Origin of the sequence: Dorea sp. MB18-49 (assembly GCF_023669465.1) — a bacterium.
Taxonomy (GTDB): domain Bacteria; phylum Bacillota; class Clostridia; order Lachnospirales; family Lachnospiraceae; genus Dorea_A; species Dorea_A longicatena.
The window spans coordinates 208,369-224,426 of record NZ_JAMOYX010000001.1 but is presented as its reverse complement, the minus strand read 5'-3'; the positions used below and the strand labels follow the sequence as shown (position 1 = coordinate 224,426).

General features: G+C 43.6%; 17 protein-coding genes. 1 reads left to right on the top strand and 16 read right to left on the bottom strand.

The genetic code is table 11. The features are described 5' to 3' along the window. Positions 1-62: 62 nt before the first annotated feature. The 8 genes from NCY30_RS01170 to NCY30_RS01135 all read right to left on the bottom strand — a co-directional run bounded on the left by NCY30_RS01170 (position 63) and on the right by NCY30_RS01135 (position 8,129). Positions 63-1,517: a peptidoglycan D,D-transpeptidase FtsI family protein gene (locus NCY30_RS01170; RefSeq protein WP_243864613.1), complete on the bottom strand. Its 1,455-nt coding sequence runs from the start codon at positions 1,515-1,517 to the stop codon at positions 63-65. After that, positions 1,432-2,904, bottom strand: coding sequence for an FtsW/RodA/SpoVE family cell cycle protein (locus tag NCY30_RS01165; RefSeq protein ID WP_246945110.1), 1,473 nt, complete (start codon positions 2,902-2,904; stop codon positions 1,432-1,434). The genes NCY30_RS01170 and NCY30_RS01165 overlap by 86 nt, the downstream gene beginning before the upstream one ends. Positions 2,905-2,912: 8 nt before the next feature. Next, the gene (locus tag NCY30_RS01160) at positions 2,913-5,060 is read right to left on the bottom strand and encodes a peptidase U32 family protein (RefSeq protein ID WP_173784644.1); all 2,148 of its coding nucleotides are present in this window, start codon (positions 5,058-5,060) and stop codon (positions 2,913-2,915) included. Positions 5,061-5,139: 79 nt separating this feature from the next. Then, complete coding sequence (gene zapA, locus NCY30_RS01155) at positions 5,140-5,547, bottom strand: cell division protein ZapA (RefSeq protein ID WP_006427639.1); 408 nt, start codon at positions 5,545-5,547, stop codon at positions 5,140-5,142. Between the two features lie 71 nt (positions 5,548-5,618). Continuing rightward, a complete protein-coding gene (gene ruvB, locus NCY30_RS01150; RefSeq protein WP_173784643.1) occupies positions 5,619-6,620 on the bottom strand; it encodes a Holliday junction branch migration DNA helicase RuvB in 1,002 nt (333 codons plus the stop codon). Between the two features lie 16 nt (positions 6,621-6,636). Continuing rightward, positions 6,637-7,251, bottom strand: coding sequence for a Holliday junction branch migration protein RuvA (ruvA, locus tag NCY30_RS01145; protein WP_173784642.1), 615 nt, complete (start codon positions 7,249-7,251; stop codon positions 6,637-6,639). 10 nt (positions 7,252-7,261) lie between these two features. After that, positions 7,262-7,753: a Gx transporter family protein gene (locus tag NCY30_RS01140; protein WP_028085834.1), complete on the bottom strand. Its 492-nt coding sequence runs from the start codon at positions 7,751-7,753 to the stop codon at positions 7,262-7,264. A gap of 10 nt (positions 7,754-7,763) precedes the next feature. Further along, entirely contained in the window at positions 7,764-8,129 is a 366-nt protein-coding gene (locus tag NCY30_RS01135) for a NusG domain II-containing protein (protein WP_022415565.1), read from the bottom strand. 162 nt (positions 8,130-8,291) lie between these two features. On the opposite strand from NCY30_RS01135, the gene NCY30_RS01130 reads away from it, so the two are divergent. Next, complete coding sequence (locus NCY30_RS01130) at positions 8,292-9,293, top strand: FAD:protein FMN transferase (RefSeq protein WP_250818403.1); 1,002 nt, start codon at positions 8,292-8,294, stop codon at positions 9,291-9,293. A gap of 608 nt (positions 9,294-9,901) precedes the next feature. Here NCY30_RS01130 and NCY30_RS01125 read toward each other — a convergent pair. Genes NCY30_RS01125 through rsxC form a run of 8 tightly spaced genes read right to left on the bottom strand, consistent with a single transcriptional unit; the run spans position 9,902 to position 15,859 of the window. Beyond that, positions 9,902-10,339 (bottom strand): hypothetical protein, encoded by a 438-nt coding sequence (locus NCY30_RS01125; RefSeq protein ID WP_055180404.1) that lies wholly within the window; start codon positions 10,337-10,339, stop codon positions 9,902-9,904. Positions 10,340-10,381: 42 nt separating this feature from the next. Continuing rightward, positions 10,382-10,828 (bottom strand): DUF2752 domain-containing protein, encoded by a 447-nt coding sequence (locus NCY30_RS01120; RefSeq protein WP_226853708.1) that lies wholly within the window; start codon positions 10,826-10,828, stop codon positions 10,382-10,384. A 16-nt stretch (positions 10,829-10,844) separates the two neighbouring features. Further along, positions 10,845-11,636 (bottom strand): RnfABCDGE type electron transport complex subunit B, encoded by a 792-nt coding sequence (locus tag NCY30_RS01115; protein ID WP_022415659.1) that lies wholly within the window; start codon positions 11,634-11,636, stop codon positions 10,845-10,847. A gap of 13 nt (positions 11,637-11,649) precedes the next feature. Then, complete coding sequence (locus NCY30_RS01110) at positions 11,650-12,225, bottom strand: electron transport complex protein RnfA (protein WP_022415658.1); 576 nt, start codon at positions 12,223-12,225, stop codon at positions 11,650-11,652. Between the two features lie 14 nt (positions 12,226-12,239). Beyond that, positions 12,240-12,959 carry an electron transport complex subunit RsxE gene (rsxE, locus tag NCY30_RS01105; protein ID WP_250818402.1) on the bottom strand — a complete coding sequence of 240 codons (720 nt, stop codon included), beginning with the start codon at positions 12,957-12,959 and terminating at the stop codon, positions 12,240-12,242. A gap of 18 nt (positions 12,960-12,977) precedes the next feature. After that, on the bottom strand, positions 12,978-13,559 hold the full coding sequence (locus NCY30_RS01100) for an RnfABCDGE type electron transport complex subunit G (protein ID WP_006427342.1): 582 nt from the start codon (positions 13,557-13,559) through the stop codon (positions 12,978-12,980). Then, complete coding sequence (locus NCY30_RS01095; protein WP_044919926.1) at positions 13,559-14,488, bottom strand: RnfABCDGE type electron transport complex subunit D; 930 nt, start codon at positions 14,486-14,488, stop codon at positions 13,559-13,561. The genes NCY30_RS01100 and NCY30_RS01095 overlap by 1 nt, the downstream gene beginning before the upstream one ends. A 48-nt stretch (positions 14,489-14,536) precedes the next feature. Beyond that, positions 14,537-15,859 carry an electron transport complex subunit RsxC gene (gene rsxC, locus NCY30_RS01090; protein WP_006427340.1) on the bottom strand — a complete coding sequence of 441 codons (1,323 nt, stop codon included), beginning with the start codon at positions 15,857-15,859 and terminating at the stop codon, positions 14,537-14,539. Positions 15,860-16,058 lie beyond the last annotated feature (199 nt).

Sequence of the window (16,058 nt, the reverse complement as noted above, 5' to 3'; positions counted from 1 at the left end):
CTTCTATACATTTCTTTTTAACTATATCTCTCATGATATCTGACCGATACCAGATCCTAACTCTAACGATAATACGAATCAAAAATCTCTTTTGCAACATTTACCGCTTTAGCAGTTCCATCCGAAGATTCAATAATCACGCTGACAACCAGTTCCGGATCTTCTACATTCGACATTCCAATGAACCAGGAGTGATCTTTTTCTTTATCCGAACTGTATTCTGCGGTACCTGTCTTTCCTGCCGCCGTATAACTCTGTCCACTTAATACAGATGCCGTACCGTAATCTACTACACTCTTCATATACTCTTTGATCTGAGACGCTTCTTCTTCGGTCATAAGCTGCTTATACTCTTCCTGATCCGTCTCTTTCATAACTGCACCCGATGCATTCGTTACCTTGTCAACCAGATACGGTTTCATCAGCTTTCCACCATTTGCGATTGCAGATGTAATCAACGCCATATGATACGGACTCACTTGCGTCTCTCCCTGTCCCATTGCCGTCATCATCTTCGTGCCATTCCCGGCTGAACCATCCAGTGTGAAGCTGCTCTTACTGTATGGAAGATCCGAAGGCAGTTTAGAATCAAACAGAACTTCCTCTGCCGTCTTTTTAAACTTCGACGGGTCTAACGAAAGACCAATATTAGAAAATGATGTATTACACGAATATGCCAGACTGTCCTGCAGATTTACCTGTCCGTGAACATGTCCATTATAACAATGAATCTTAATTCCGCTGTTCTCGATCGAACCCGTACAGTTATAAGAATAAGAGCTGTAATCCGGATTCTCCCGCATAAATTCCAGAAGTGTTACAACTTTAAATGTTGATCCCGGTGCATACTGCCCCTGCGTCGCACGATTCAGCAGCACACTGTTCGTATCTGAACTTAAGCTGTTCCAGTTCTCTTCCACTGTATTCGGATCGAAATCCGGCTTGGATACCATGGCAAGAATCTTTCCTGTCTTTGGTTCCATAGCTACGACCGCACCTTTTTTATCTCCCAGTGCCTGATATGCTGCTTCCTGAAGATCCGCATCCAATGTAGTCACAACCGTGTTTCCCATATTCTTTTTATCCTGGAATTCATTCTTAAGCTTAATCAGAAAATTCTCATCCGATGTCAGAAGATCATAATTTCCCAACGATTCGATTCCTGATTTTCCCTGCACATTGTAACCAACTACATGTGCAAATGCGTTTCCGTATGGATACTCTCTTGTCTCACTTCCATCTGTAGCCGTATCTGTCTTCGCAAGCACATTTCCATTCTTGTCTACGATCATTCCTCTGGTCACGCGCTTTGCATTGGAATTCTGTCTCGCATTATATGGACTGCGTATGATATCCTGACTCTCTTTCACCTGAAAATATCCGATATATCCAAGTAGCACCAGAAACAGTCCCACAAACACATAAGTAACTCTAGCGAATTCTTTGTTTCTTGCGCGCTTTGCCTTGAGCCGCTTCTTTTCGCGCTTTTTGGCTTCTTTTCGCTCTTTGCGGGTCATATTCTGTCTCTCGATATCTTGCCGCATTCTCCTGTCGGCTTCTCTTTGCTCGTAACCGTTCTTTCTTCCTTCTCTCAATATCCTCTTCCTCGTCTTCTCTTAAAATATACAGTCCCTGGATAATTGCAAACATGATCAGTGTACTGATCAACGAACTTCCACCATAACTTACAAGCGGAAGTGTTACACCTGTTGACGGAATGAACTTCGTTGCCCCTCCGATTGTCAAGAACACCTGGAATATGTAACAGGTACCAAGTCCTAGTGCTACCATCTTATAAAACAGATTATGCAGCTGCATTGCAATATTTAAAAACATTACATAGCAGCTTACACAGATCAGAATCAGGCACATTGCATAGATCAGTCCCATCTCTTCCGAAATTGCAGAAAAAATAAAGTCTTCTGCAGATACCGGAATCGTATCCGGCTGTCCCTGATAGAGTCCCGCACCAAACCATCCACCGGTTCCAATGGCAAATAATGACTGTGCCACCTGATAGCCGCCATTATCATAAGTTCCGAATGGATCTCTCCACACATTGACACGCGTCTTAACGTGCGTAAACAAATGATATGCCGCAACTGCTCCCAAGCTTCCTGCGCCAAGTCCGGCAAGAATATACAGTGGTTGATGGGTTGCCACATACAACATAACCAGATATACCACAAATATGATCAGTGCCGCACCAAGGTCTTTCGATACCACCAGGATCAGCACATGAAAAGCAGCTACGACCGTCGTCACTACGAGATCTTTAAATTCCGTCGAACGCTTAAAACTGGATGCTACAAAGAACACAAATACGATCTTCACCAGCTCCGACGGCTGAATATTGATTCCCGCAACCGTAAAACCAAGCATCGCACCATAGGATACTCTTCCGACAACCACAACCACCGCCAGCGATACAATTCCGACAATTCCATAAAGGATTCTCCATTCTGATAAGAAGCGGACCTTCCGGATGATGATCGGAATTACAAGACAAAGCACAATTCCCGCTGCTGCGATCAGATACTGCTTCGCCGCTTTATCATAATTTAATCTGGTGATCATGATAAATCCAATACTCAAAAGCATGCACATATTATTTACAACCAGACGCGATACTTTTGGATAAATAAAACTATATAACAGGATGGTTCCTCCAAGAAGCGTTACCTGCATCAGATATAGCGCCAGAATCTTTGTGTCCTTTTTTTCCAGATACATCATGAGAAATGCTGTCAGATGCATCACGAACATCAACACATTCTGCTTTCTGAGACACCGTTTCTTTTTATCCGGATCATAATACCCGAAAATGCTGAAGCACAGATATGTATACACTGTGATCATCAGAATCATCAGATATTTTGATAACTGTACAATTATATTTACCAACTCTTCACCTACTTTACTCCTCTTTTAAAATGTCCTCTTGTATAGTCCTGCATCGGAGGTTCTGTCTTACACCCTTTTTCGAATGCGAGCGTATATGCATGACAGATCTCTTTCACCTGTCCGCTGCTTTCTGTCGTAAAGTCCAGACGTAATTCTGCGGGTGCCAATGCATGTACCTCTTCTGCCTTATCGGCTAGGAACAGCGGAGCCGAATTATACATCACATTATAGCAGTCTCTGCAATATCGTCTGACTGCAAACTTCTTCTGATAACGATCCGAAATCGAAAGTACACCGCCTTTTCCATCACAGGAAGCACTGGTCTTCTGGATACATCCTGCACTGATCATCACCGGCTGATAACCATATGCGATAAACACCTGCTCCTCTATTCCAATTCTTGCCAGTTCACGGTCATTCAATTCCACTGATGCCGTTCCCCGGGCAATTCCCAATCGTCTCAATTCCTCTTTTGTCTTCCGATTAAATATATAAAGGTTATAATCACTGCGGATTTCTTTCTGATATTCATGCCGTTTCAGCCACGCATAGCTTTCCCAGTTCCGGATCAGAATACCATCATATTTTTTCTCGATCTCTGTATACATTTTTTCATATCTTTTGATCGTATTCTCTCTGAAAATATATGGCATGGCAAGGAAATACTGTACACCGTCTTCCCGTTCAAATTCTACATCCTCCTCCAGATAGATGTACCGGATTTTGCTGTTTACCACTGTATCAAGCTGAGCTTTGTTCTGTACACTTGCAGATATACAGCATTCTTTTTTGCCTGCTGTTTCTGTTACACCATCCGCATCGCTATCGAATCCCGCTGTTGCTTTTTTCATTCCACAACCGGCTTCTTCCCGTCTATACTGCATCTGTATCTGCTCCGTCAGTTCTTCAATACCTTCTCTTCGCAGTTCATTCAATGCCTGCATCGGGAGGAATACATTTCCTTCAATCAGAATCTCCAGATTATCAAATGTAAACTCTGTATTACCGGTTTTGCGCATCTGCTTTTCGATTCTTGCCGGATCTAACGGTTGCTTCTGTGCCGCCTGCACTTCCTGTCCGATACATTCTACAGTAACATCACCGCATGATACTGTTAGTTTAGCACGGTTTCCGACAGAAAGTGTTAAAATACCATTAATTTTTTCTTGTACTTTTATATCCTGCCATGGCTTTTCCTCTGCACTTCCATCTCTTCCATTCTTTGGACGCTTCAAAGATACCATGTCCTTGCCGTTATGCTGATAATAGTAGCCTTCACAATAACCACGTCTCTGATAAGTTGCAAGTAACTCTCTTTTGTCTGCCTCTGATACATGATACGAGGATTTTCCTTTGCCTTCTTTCTGAAGTTTCAGATACTGATCTGCATATTTACGATACATTTTTACAACCGTATATACATATTCCGGCTGCTTCATTCTTCCTTCTATTTTAAACGAATCAATCCCGGCATCGATCAGTTCCGGTAAAATGTCAATTGTGCACAAGTCTTTCAGACTCATAAGATCCGCCGGTTTCTTTCCTTCTGTCTGATAAGGCAGACGACATGGCTGCGCACACTGTCCCCTGTTGCCACTTCGTCCACCAATCATGCTGCTTAGCAGACACTGTCCGGAATAACAATAGCAAAGGGCTCCGTGTACAAAACATTCCATCTCCAGTCCTGTCTGTTTCTTCATATCACGGATTTCCTTTAAAGAAAGTTCTCTTGCCGGTACAACTCTCGTAATTCCGTATCTTTTTAAGAAGTCTGCTCCAAGTGTATTGGTGATCGTCATCTGTGTACTGGCATGCACCGGCATTTCAGGGAAATATTCTCCTATAAACTTAACCGCACCGATATCCTGTACAATCACTCCATCCAGTCCTGCCTTGTAATAAGGAAGCAGGTACGCATACAGTTCATTCAGTTCCCTGTCTTTCAGGAGTGTATTCACCGTCATATAAATCTTTCTTCCATGAATATGCACATATTCAATTGCCTGCACCAGATCTTCTTCCGAAAGATTCTGTGCATATGCTCTCGCCCCAAATTTTGTACCGCCAAGGTATATTGCATCCGCACCTGCGGCCACCGCTGCCCGCAGACACTCCATCGACCCTGCCGGAGCTAATATCTCTACATCTCTATTCATAGTATCCTATCCTGTCTTTTTCAACTCTTTCTTTTTATTCCAAACTTGTAAAAAAGGCTGTCATACGACAGCCTAATTTTTACTTATTATTCTTAATCTCTGTTTCCAGCTGTACGATCTTCATCTGAAGTTCCTTATTCTCTTCCTTCAGCTTGTCCATCGCTTTCTCTGCATTCTCCAGCTTGATCTGAACGGATATCAGTTCATGCTTTAAGTCATACATCTCTTTATCTTTTGCCTCGATATCACTTTCCAGTGTACCGCCCTGCTTCTTCGCCTTAAAGTAATCATCCGCAATGTTCAGCGCCAACAGAATACTTCTGGTCTCTGCGCTCTGCTTGCGATATCCCTCACTATTGCTGCATTCGTCCAGCTTATGGTTCAGATATGTAGAAACTTTCTGTAAATAGTCTTCACTTTCAAATCCACTTAAAGTAAAAACCTTTCCTCCTATTAATACTTCTGTATAGTTTTTTGATGATGCCATAAGAAGCCTCCTCGAACTTTCATAATTTCTGATAACTATTATAAACTAATCTGTAAGAAAAACCAACTATTTTATTCATTTTCCTTACAAATTCCCAGATGGGCATATGCCGCATCCGTCACGACTCTTCCTCTTGGAGTTCTCTGAATAAACCCATTCTTCAACAGATATGGCTCATATACATCCTCAATCGTACCCGGATCTTCTCCGATCGATGCCGCAAGCGTCTCCAATCCGACCGGGCCGCCGCCGAATTTCTCAATCATAGCCAGAAGGATCCCTCTGTCCGTCTGATCCAGACCTTCCTTATCCACATCCAGAAGATCCAGTGCATAATCCGCCACTTCTTCTGTGATGTAGCCGTTATATTTCACCTGGGCAAAATCCCGGACACGCTTTAACAGACGATTGGCAAGTCTCGGAGTTCCCCGCGAACGTCTCGCCATCGCATATGCACCATTTTCATCAATCCCGACTTCCAGAACCTTTGCCGAACGTAAAATAATCATCTTCAGTTCTTCGACCGTATAATATTCCATCCTGGTCACCACACCGAAGCGGTCCCGCAAAGGCGCTGTCAGCATACCTGCCCTTGTCGTTGCCCCTACCAGGGTGAATTTTGGGAGATCCAGACGGATCGATCTTGCCGAAGCGCCCTTTCCGATCATAATATCGATCGCATAGTCTTCCATTGCCGGATACAGCACTTCCTCCACCTGACGGTTCAGGCGGTGGATCTCATCTACAAAAAGGACATCCCCTTCCTGCAGGTTATTCAGGATTGCCGCCATCTCTCCCGGCTTTTCGATCGCCGGTCCTGATGTGATCTTCATATTTACATTCATCTCATTGGCAATGATTCCCGCAAGTGTCGTCTTTCCAAGTCCCGGCGGTCCATAGAACAAAAGATGATCCAGTGCCTCGCCCCTCGCCTTTGCCGCTTCAATATAAATCTTCAGCATTTCTTTTGCTTTTGTCTGACCAATGTAATCTTCCAGAAGTTGAGGTCTTAAATGATTCTCGATCCTGACATCTTCTTCCAGATTCTCAGTCGTCATAATTCTTCTGCTCATCTGTCTGCCTTACCTTCTACAACATATATTTCAGAGACTGACGGAGAACATCTTCCACACTCATTTTTTCCGTAATCTCTACCTGTCTGACTGCTTTTAATGCCTCGGTATTGCCATACCCGAGTGCAACCAGTGCCTGTACCGCTTCTCCTGTCATCTCATTTGCCATGCCTGCAGATGTATCTGCCGTGTTCTGCACTGCATTCGCGGCATTCTCAAGCGCATCCTCCAGCTTCAACTTGTCTTTTAATTCCAGAATCAGCTTCTCCGCCGTCTTTTTACCGATTCCCGGTGCCGCCTGTATTGCCTTTACATCATTCGACGCAACCGCAAATCTCAGATCATCGGGTCCGAGTGCCGAAAGAATCCCAAGACCGCCTTTCGGTCCGATCCCGCTGACACCGATCAGAAGCCGGAACACACGGAGTTCATCCCTGGTAAGGAAGCCATACAACTGCATCAGATCTTCCTTAACATGCAGATGTGTGTGGATCTTTACTTCTTTTCCAAGAGCCGGAAGCCTGCCCATTGCGTTCCCTGCCATGTAGATTCCATATCCGACACCGCCGACATCTACAATGACTTTGTCTTCTTCCATTCCTTCCAGAATTCCACGTATATATGTAATCATAGTTCCTCCATCAAAACTGTATATTCTTAATTCTCTTCAACATTTCCGCCGACACGATCCCGATCACCAGTCCGGTAATCAGTCCTGCGACCAGAAGCACCGGGAAATAATAACCGACACTGAATGTCTCCACCACAAGCATTGCAACGATCAGCTGTCCCACATTGTGGAACACTCCGCCCGCCACACTGATTCCCATCACACTGAATCCTTTGCTCTTCTTCAAGAGTGCCATTACCGTCAGACTTAACAATCCACCGGCCAGGCTGTAAATGATACTGAAATAATTTCCAAATATGAATCCTGACAGTAGTACTCTGACCACAGACAACAGATATACCTCCGTCAGCTTCATCTTATATAACGCGATCACGATCACCAGATTCGCAAGCCCGAGCTTCACTCCCGGGATTCCGAAATTGATAGGGATCAGCGTCTCCACATAGCTGAATATCAGCGCCAGTGCCGTAAACACTCCAAAATATGCCACTCTATTCTTCACAATGTCCCTCCTAATTTGCCACTGCATCGAATTCACTTTCTTCACTTCCGTCTACCTCAACCACTACTTTATTCGGCAGACAGATAATGCTCTCATGATTCTTTGAAGCTGCTTTCTGATGTACACACAACTGATCCGGACAGTCTGCATCTGTCATCTTCGCTTTTCCGTTCTTTATCGTAAGTATATTCGTACCGCCATTGATCCTAATCTTTTGATCCTTTGCGAGCGGATAGGTTCCTGTCACCTTACCATCCACCTTCACAGTCACGGTATCAGCTCCATCCCCGCCGGCAAATTCATGTACACCGAAAGCTGCACCGGCAATCAAAAGAACTGTCAATATAAGAACCGCATCTTTTTTCTTCCAATTCATACGTTCTCTCCTTGTCTACTAACGGTACTATTCTATCACAAGAAATTGTCCCATTCAACAAAAAAGAAAATATGTTTGGTTTGCATCTGTTTTTTTTCATGTTATACTACAAGTTATGTAAATACATGATAGAAAATCATCAACTACGAGGTTATTAGTATTATGAAATGTAAAAAAAATAATATCATAAAAAAACTCAGTGCGGTTCTCACTGCCTCTGCTCTTCTCTTGACCGGATGCTCCGGCGCAAAAAGCAGTACACAGACCGATCAGGATCTTACTTATACCGACATGCTCTTTGACACTGTCATCAAGATCCAGATCCTTGATCCTGCAGATGAAAGTATTCTGGATGGTCTGAAGAAACTTTGCAAAAAATATGACACAATCTTCTCCACCACCAATACAGACAGTGAACTTTATAAATTAAACCACGCAAACGGTCAGCCCTTCACTGTCTCTTCCGAAACGGCCAATCTTATTCAGGAGGGTATCCATTACAGCGAACTTTCCGGCGGTGCCTTTGATCTCACCATTGAACCGGTATCGGCTCTCTGGGATTTCAAGGCAGATAAACCAACGGTTCCATCTTCCGATGCCATTGCCCAGGCCGTAAGCCACGTTGATTACACAAAGGTCGACATTCAGGATAACACCGTTACACTGGAAGATCCCGAAGCCGGCATCGATCTGGGAGCCATCGCCAAAGGATACATTGCCGACCAGGTGAAAACATATCTCAAAAAGCAAGGGATAAAACATGCGATCATCAATCTTGGAGGAAACGTTGATGTCATCGGCACCAAACCCGACGGAAGCAAATACAACATCGGAATCCAGAAACCTTTCGATGAATCCGGTGAAGCTATCACCTCTGTACAGTTAAAAGACCAGACAGTTGTAACTTCCGGAATCTATGAACGGTATTTTAAGAAAAACGGAAAACTATATCATCACATCCTGGATCCACGAACCGGATATCCGTGCGAGAACAATCTTTACAGTGTATCGATCATCACAGACTCTTCTACAAAAGCAGATGCACTCAGCACAACCTGCTTTCTACTGGGATACGAGAAAGGAATGGAACTGATCCAGAGTATGGATGGAGTGAAGGCGATATTTATTACGGATGATGAGAAGGTGCATAAAATTGGGATTTAATTCAGGAAGGCATGATTACCCGGACCTGCATAAAAAGTAGGAAGCTGTTCCTGTTCAGGTTCCGTCGGTGGGAAATACTAAAGCGTCAAAATTATGCTAAAAACGGGCTTCCGAAATTTGCAACTCGCCATTCGGCTCAAACAGGCAAATTTCGAAAACCCAACGCATAATTTTGACGCTTAACTATTTCCAACACCTTCTTCACATTCACTGGAACAGCTTCCTACTTTTTATTCCGTGGGTATCAAATGCCTTACGAATGAAATGGCAAATGCGTAACCGCAGTGGCTTACGCTGGGTTACACTTCCGGGCATTTCATTTATTAATATCCGCTGCCAGTCACGACTTGAAGGAAACAATAGATAAGGATTATTGTGAATGTGGAATGCCGTTAGAAACAATTAGAGAGTCAGAAGCACCGTTAAATGAACGAAGCGAACGTGTTTGAGGCGAACGCCGAGTTTGAGCGTAGTTCCTTTGCTTTTAGGTGATTCTGACTCTCTTAGTGTTTCTTATGGTATGGAACCTGAACAAGAAGCCTTATCTATTGTTTCCTTCAAGGACTGAGAGGCCGCTTCCCAGTTAATAAATTAAATCCCAAACAAATTTAATAGCCCACCACCTGGCTAAATGCAACCACGCCGAACAGCATAAACAACACCAGATAAATTCCCAGTAATACTGCGAATATGATCAGCTGTGCTCTGCAGAAGTTTCTCCGGTTAATATTACCGTTACTTTCGAATGCCCATACAAAATACATGACTATTCCAACACACGGGATCAGTAATACGATCAATGTCAGTATCCAGTCTTTTAGATCCATTGGAGAGTTGTCTGACTGCTCATTTCTGTTCTGGCTGTACTGCTGGCTGTAATCGTATTGATTGTCCTGATATACGAATTTATTATCCTGTGAATCCTCTGATCCGGTTGCTTCCGGTTCTGGTTCCGCCTTCTCTTCCGGCTCTCCTGCCGGTTCTTCTGTTGATTCACCGTAACTGTAGACCTCTTCAGCGGTTACCTGCTTATTTTCTTCATCCATCTGTCATTCTCCTTTGCCTTACTTATTTTTGCGTCTATCTTATCATTTCAGGGCTCCGAACGCAACATCCATGAGCAGTCGAAGCAGATTATAGTGGTAATAACTCATTGGCGGCTGGTCCGGAAAATACCGATACATACGCCACACGTAGTAAATCACCATAAGAACCACACACACGACACAGCCTGTCTTAAACCATTTTCCAATCGGCTTCTTACAGATATAGCGCTTCCATGCAAATATCACCACACCTGCTGCGAATGCATAGATAAACGGATGCATCTTCCATGCTCCCTTGAAGTCCAGATGCAAAAGCCGGATTCCTGCTCTTGTAAGTCCGCATGCCGGACAGGGAAATCCCGTAATCCAGACCAAAGGGCAGATACCCGGCAGAAATTGACTTCCAAATACAAAATAGGCGATTATAAATATAACCGCCCATTTTGCCTTCTTTATATCATTTTTTAATAATACAAATCCGTCTTTCAATATCTTTTTCATCCTGTTATGAGATAACTTTCTTCGGACATTTTACTGCACAGGCACCACAGTCTTTACATTTTTCGTAGTCGATGTGCGCAATGTTATTTTCCACTGTAACAGCTTCAAACTTACATGCTTTCTCACACATCTTACATCCGATACATCCGGCTGTACATGCCTGCATAACTGCTTTACCTTTGTCCTGTGAATTACATTTTACCAGATGTTTCTGATCGTATGGCACGATCTCAATCAGGTGTTTTGGACATACAGCTACACATTTTCCACATGCTTTACATGCTTCTTTATCTACAACTGCTACACCGTTCACAATATGAATTGCATCAAATGGACATGCCTGAACACAGCTTCCGTCTCCAAGGCATCCATAAGAACAGGCTTTCGGTCCTCCGTCCTGCATCATGTTGACCATAGTACAGTCGTTCAGTCCGTGATATTCATATTCCTGTTTTGCTTTCTCACAGTCTCCGCCACATTTTACAAATGCAACTTCGTGTACCTGTGCACCTGCAGCAACGCCCATGATCTCTCCGACTTTTGCTGCTACCGGAGCGCCTCCGACCGGACATCCGCCGACTTCAGCTTCTCCTTTTACGATTGCTGCTGCAAGTCCGGAACATCCGGCATAACCACAGCCACCGCAGTTATTTCCAGGAAGAACGCCCAAGATGGCTTCTTCTCTTTCATCTACCTCTACCGCAAATTTCTTACCGGCAACGCCGAGGAATACACCAATGAATAATCCGGTGCCTCCTACGATAACTGCCGCAAGAATAATACCTGTAACACTCATTGTCTGCCTCCTCCTAAATTAATCCTGAGAATCCACAGAACGCGATCGCCATCAGACAAGCTGTGATCAGTACGATCGGAGTTCCCTGGAAGGACTCTGAAATATCATTGTATTCCATCTTCTCACGAATACCTGCCATGATCACGATCGCGATCAGGAATCCGACAGATGTACCAATACCATTGACAACACCTTCGATGATAGAATATTCTTTCTGAACGTTTGTAAGTGCCACACCAAGTACCGCACAGTTTGTTGTGATCAGTGGAAGATACACACCAAGTGCTTTATACAATGATGGCATACTCTTTTTCAGGAACATTTCTACAAACTGTACTAAAGCTGCGATAAACAGAATGAATACGATTGTCTGCAGATATTCAAACCCCAGCGGAACCAGGATGAATTTGTAAATCAGTCCTGTAAAGAATGATGATAATGTAATAACGAATACAACTGCTCCACCCATACCGGTTGCAGTCTCAACCTTTTTCGAAACACCCAGGAACGGACAGATTCCGAGGAACTGGCTGAGTACAACGTTATTTACGATAGCTGAACCAATTGCAATAATCAATAATTCTTTCATACTATGTACTCCTCCTACTCTTCATTCCCTGTTGGGAATACTTTGCTTCCGCATCCGCCGCATGATGCACAGTCTGTACCGCATCCCTGTGGCTCGGCAATCTTCTTGCCTTTCTTTGCTGCGCGTTTCTTAAGCTTGTTCATACCTGCAACTAAGAATGCAAGAACAAGGAAAGCTCCTGCAGGCAGGATGAAGATTGTTACTGGTACATATCCGCCTTTTCCTGCTGCTGCGTCTGCAAGTGGAAGAATCTGAACACCGAAGATAGCTCCTGTTCCGATAAACTCACGAACGATCGCGATACAGGTAAGACCAAATGTAAATCCAAGTCCCATACCAATACCATCGAAGATAGATGGAAGTACCGGGTTCTTAGATGCATAACTTTCTGCACGTCCAAGGATGATACAGTTAACAACGATCAGTGGGATGTAAAGTCCAAGTGAATCATACAGACTTGGAACGAATCCCTCTAAAAGGAACTGTACAATTGTTACGAAAGATGCTACGACTACGATGAACGCCGGCATTCTGACTGAATCCGGAATCACTTTACGTAACATGGAAATCAACATATTTGACAGTACAAGTACGACTGTAGTAGACAGTCCCATACCTAAACCGTTAATTGCGGATGTTGTTACCGCCAGGGTCGGACACATTCCTAACATCAGAACGAAGGTAGGATTTTCTTTGATCAGACCGTTATATACTCTTTCAGTACATTTATTCATGATATACTACCTCCTAATTTACTTAAATGCATTCTGATAATATCCGAGTGCTGTATTGACAGCTCCTGTTACAGCTCTTGAAGTAATGGTTGCACCACTTAAGGCATCAATCTGTTCTCCGTCGCCACCGTCTTTGGAAACTACGAATTTATCAGCTTTTTTATTCACATACTGATTATAGAATGAAGGCTCTGTAGCTTTCATACCAAGTCCTGCTGTCTCACTGATAGAAAGGATAGACACACCATTGATGGTTCCGTCTTTCTTAATACCAACTGTGATCTGGATATTGCCGCCGAATCCGTCTTTATCTGTTGTTGTGATGACATATCCTTCATCACCTGCTGTACAGACTTCATCAACTGTTGCATTTGTACCCATATCTTTTACAGCCTTACTTGCTGCTTTCTGATCTACATCTTCTGCTTTAAAATCATCAAGCTTCACATCTGAAAATACCGCCTGCCATGCTTCTTTCTTTGTCTTTTCCTGAGACTGGGCAATCGGATCTTTTGTGATCTCATATACAGCTCCGAGTAAGAATCCGGCAATTACAGTAATCAATGTAAGGATCAGTGTATTCTTAACAATCTTATTCATTATTTTTCTCCTCCTTTACCGAATGGTTTTGGAAGAGTAACTCTTTCGATCAATGGCACCAGAAGGTTACTGATGATGATCGCATAAGAAACTCCTTCTGCGGAACCGCCAAACAGACGGAACAGACCTGTTAACACGCCAAGGATAATACCGTATACATACTGTCCTTTCGGTGTGATCGGAGATGTTACATAATCAGTTGCCATGAACCATGCACCAAGCATCAGTCCGCCTCCGCAGAGATGTGCTGTGATGTACTGTGGATCAAAGAATCCGACATCCGGATTTGCAATATGTCCGAAGATTCCGATAAAGATCACAAATGTAACAATATATGTTCCAGGAATACGAATATCGATCACACCCATCAGGATCAGGAAGATGGCTCCGATCACGATAGCGATTACAGATGTCTCACCGATGGTTCCAGGAATCTTACCAATCAGCATATCCATTGTATTTACTGCGTTACCAGCTTTTAACTGTGCAAGTGGTGTAGCTCCTGTCACACCATCATATACAAAGCTTGTCATCTGGCTTGTAAATGAAAGCAGAAGGAAACATCTTGCTCCGAGGGCAGGGTTCATGAAGTTCTGTCCCAGACCTCCGAATAACTGTTTTACGATCAGGATTGCGAACACACTACCGATCGCACCCATCCACCATGGTGCTGTAGGCGGCATATTCAGACCAAGTAACAGACCTGTTACAGCTGCACTCCAGTCGTTGATCGTAATCTTTTTATGCATTAATTTTTCATATATGTACTCCGTCAGTACTGCTACAACTGTTGTTGTAACCAGCATTCCGAATGCCGGCAGTCCAAAGTTCCATACACCAAATGCAGACGCCGGCAAAAGTGCGATGGCTACCAGAAGCATAATATTGCTGGTAGTCGCTTTGGAACGAATATGTGGTGAAGATGACATTTTCAAATTGTTCTCACTCACTTTTGTTCACCTCTTCTTCTTTCTAGTTTATTTTTTCTTTCTACGGTTCGCCAATGCAATCTTTCTCATAGATCCGATTGCCTGTTTCAGCGGACGTTTTGCCGGACATACGAAACTGCAGGAACCACATTCCATACATTCGAGTCCTTCGTGTTTTGTAAACTTCTCTTCGTCATGATGTTCTGCATAATCCGCCAGTCTCGATGGGATCAGGCGGCTTGGACAGGCTTCTACACAACGTCCACAGTTGATACATGCAGATGGTTCCATCTTAGCCACTTCATCTTTGGTAAATCCAAGAATAGATGAAGAAGTCTTTGTTACAGGTACATCTAATGAGAACATAGAGAATCCCATCATCGGTCCGCCGGAGATCAGTTTCTCAGGCTCTGTTTTAAATCCTCCTGCTGCCTCTACAAGCTCCTGCTGATTGATGCCAAATGGTACTCTGAAATTGCCTGGCTCTGCAACAGCGTCCCCACTTACTGTTACAACACGTTCCATTGAAGGCTTTCCTTCTACAACAGCCTGGTACACGCTTACCATTGTTGCCACATTATCTACAACACATCCTGCGTCTGCCGGAAGCATTGCGGAATTAATTGCGCGCCCTGTTGTAGCGTAAATAAGCTGACGCTCACCACCTTGAGGATACTTGGTCTTCAGTGCCAGAACTTCCATACGAGGTTCATCTTTTGTCAGTTCTCTTAATTTTTCGATACAGTCTGGTTTGTTGTCCTCTACACCAAAGATTCCTTTCGCGTTGTCGAACAGACGGAGGATAATCTTCATTCCTCCAACCAGCTTTTCCGGAGTCTCGATCATTGTTCTGTAGTCAGCTGTGATATATGGCTCACACTCCGCACAGTTTGCAATGATGTAATCAATCTTTTCCGGTTCCTTTGGTGAAAGTTTTACTCTCGTAGGGAAACCGGCACCACCCATACCTACTACTCCCGCTGTTCCAATCGCATTCAGGATATCTTCCTTGCTCATGTCTTCTAACGGAGTTACAGCTGGATATTCCACTTCTTTGTATTCGCCATCATTTTCGATCACGATACTGTTCACTCTTCCTCCTGTCGGATTCAGATGTGGTGCGATTGCTTTTACAGTTCCAGATACAGATGCATAAATCGGAGCAGATACGAATCCTCCTGCTTCTGCTATCATCTGGCCTTTTAAAACATGATCGCCAACGGCTACCACAGGATTTGCCGGAGCACCGATATGCTGTGATACAGGGTACACCAGATCGCCCTTAGGTTTTACATCGACAATTGCCTTATCTTTAGCCAGGCTCTTGCCGTCATCCGGGTGAATACCACCCTTAAATGTTAACAATGCCATCCTTTTTTCCTTCCTTCCTATTTACTCTTTATATAATATACAGGAAATATAGACAAATTTCTATAGAAAGTGACTAATTTCATTGTATATTTTCATGAACATCTTGTTGCATTTTTAACAAATGCACATACGCACAGAAAACCTGCCAATGGCAGGTTTCCTTCTATCCTCAGGCATAGAAAGGATAGAGGCTTTCCTC

What these genes read in the sequence shown, in the direction of transcription:
- NCY30_RS01100 (WP_006427342.1), bottom strand. Translation starts at nt 13,559, where the DNA reads ATGAATAAGATTGTTAAGAATACACTGATCCTTACATTGATTACTGTA.
- rsxE (WP_250818402.1), bottom strand. Translation starts at nt 12,959, where the DNA reads ATGAATAAATGTACTGAAAGAGTATATAACGGTCTGATCAAAGAAAAT.
- NCY30_RS01135 (WP_022415565.1), bottom strand. Translation starts at nt 8,129, where the DNA reads ATGAATTGGAAGAAAAAAGATGCGGTTCTTATATTGACAGTTCTTTTG.
- zapA (WP_006427639.1), bottom strand. Translation starts at nt 5,547, where the DNA reads ATGGCATCATCAAAAAACTATACAGAAGTATTAATAGGAGGAAAGGTT.
- NCY30_RS01160 (WP_173784644.1), bottom strand. Translation starts at nt 5,060, where the DNA reads ATGAATAGAGATGTAGAGATATTAGCTCCGGCAGGGTCGATGGAGTGT.
- NCY30_RS01095 (WP_044919926.1), bottom strand. Translation starts at nt 14,488, where the DNA reads ATGTCATCTTCACCACATATTCGTTCCAAAGCGACTACCAGCAATATT.
- NCY30_RS01115 (WP_022415659.1), bottom strand. Translation starts at nt 11,636, where the DNA reads ATGAGTGTTACAGGTATTATTCTTGCGGCAGTTATCGTAGGAGGCACC.
- NCY30_RS01110 (WP_022415658.1), bottom strand. Translation starts at nt 12,225, where the DNA reads ATGAAAGAATTATTGATTATTGCAATTGGTTCAGCTATCGTAAATAAC.
- ruvB (WP_173784643.1), bottom strand. Translation starts at nt 6,620, where the DNA reads ATGAGCAGAAGAATTATGACGACTGAGAATCTGGAAGAAGATGTCAGG.
- NCY30_RS01125 (WP_055180404.1), bottom strand. Translation starts at nt 10,339, where the DNA reads ATGGATGAAGAAAATAAGCAGGTAACCGCTGAAGAGGTCTACAGTTAC.
- NCY30_RS01170 (WP_243864613.1), bottom strand. Translation starts at nt 1,517, where the DNA reads ATGACCCGCAAAGAGCGAAAAGAAGCCAAAAAGCGCGAAAAGAAGCGG.
- rsxC (WP_006427340.1), bottom strand. Translation starts at nt 15,859, where the DNA reads ATGGCATTGTTAACATTTAAGGGTGGTATTCACCCGGATGACGGCAAG.
- ruvA (WP_173784642.1), bottom strand. Translation starts at nt 7,251, where the DNA reads ATGATTACATATATACGTGGAATTCTGGAAGGAATGGAAGAAGACAAA.
- NCY30_RS01130 (WP_250818403.1), top strand. Translation starts at nt 8,292, where the DNA reads ATGAAATGTAAAAAAAATAATATCATAAAAAAACTCAGTGCGGTTCTC.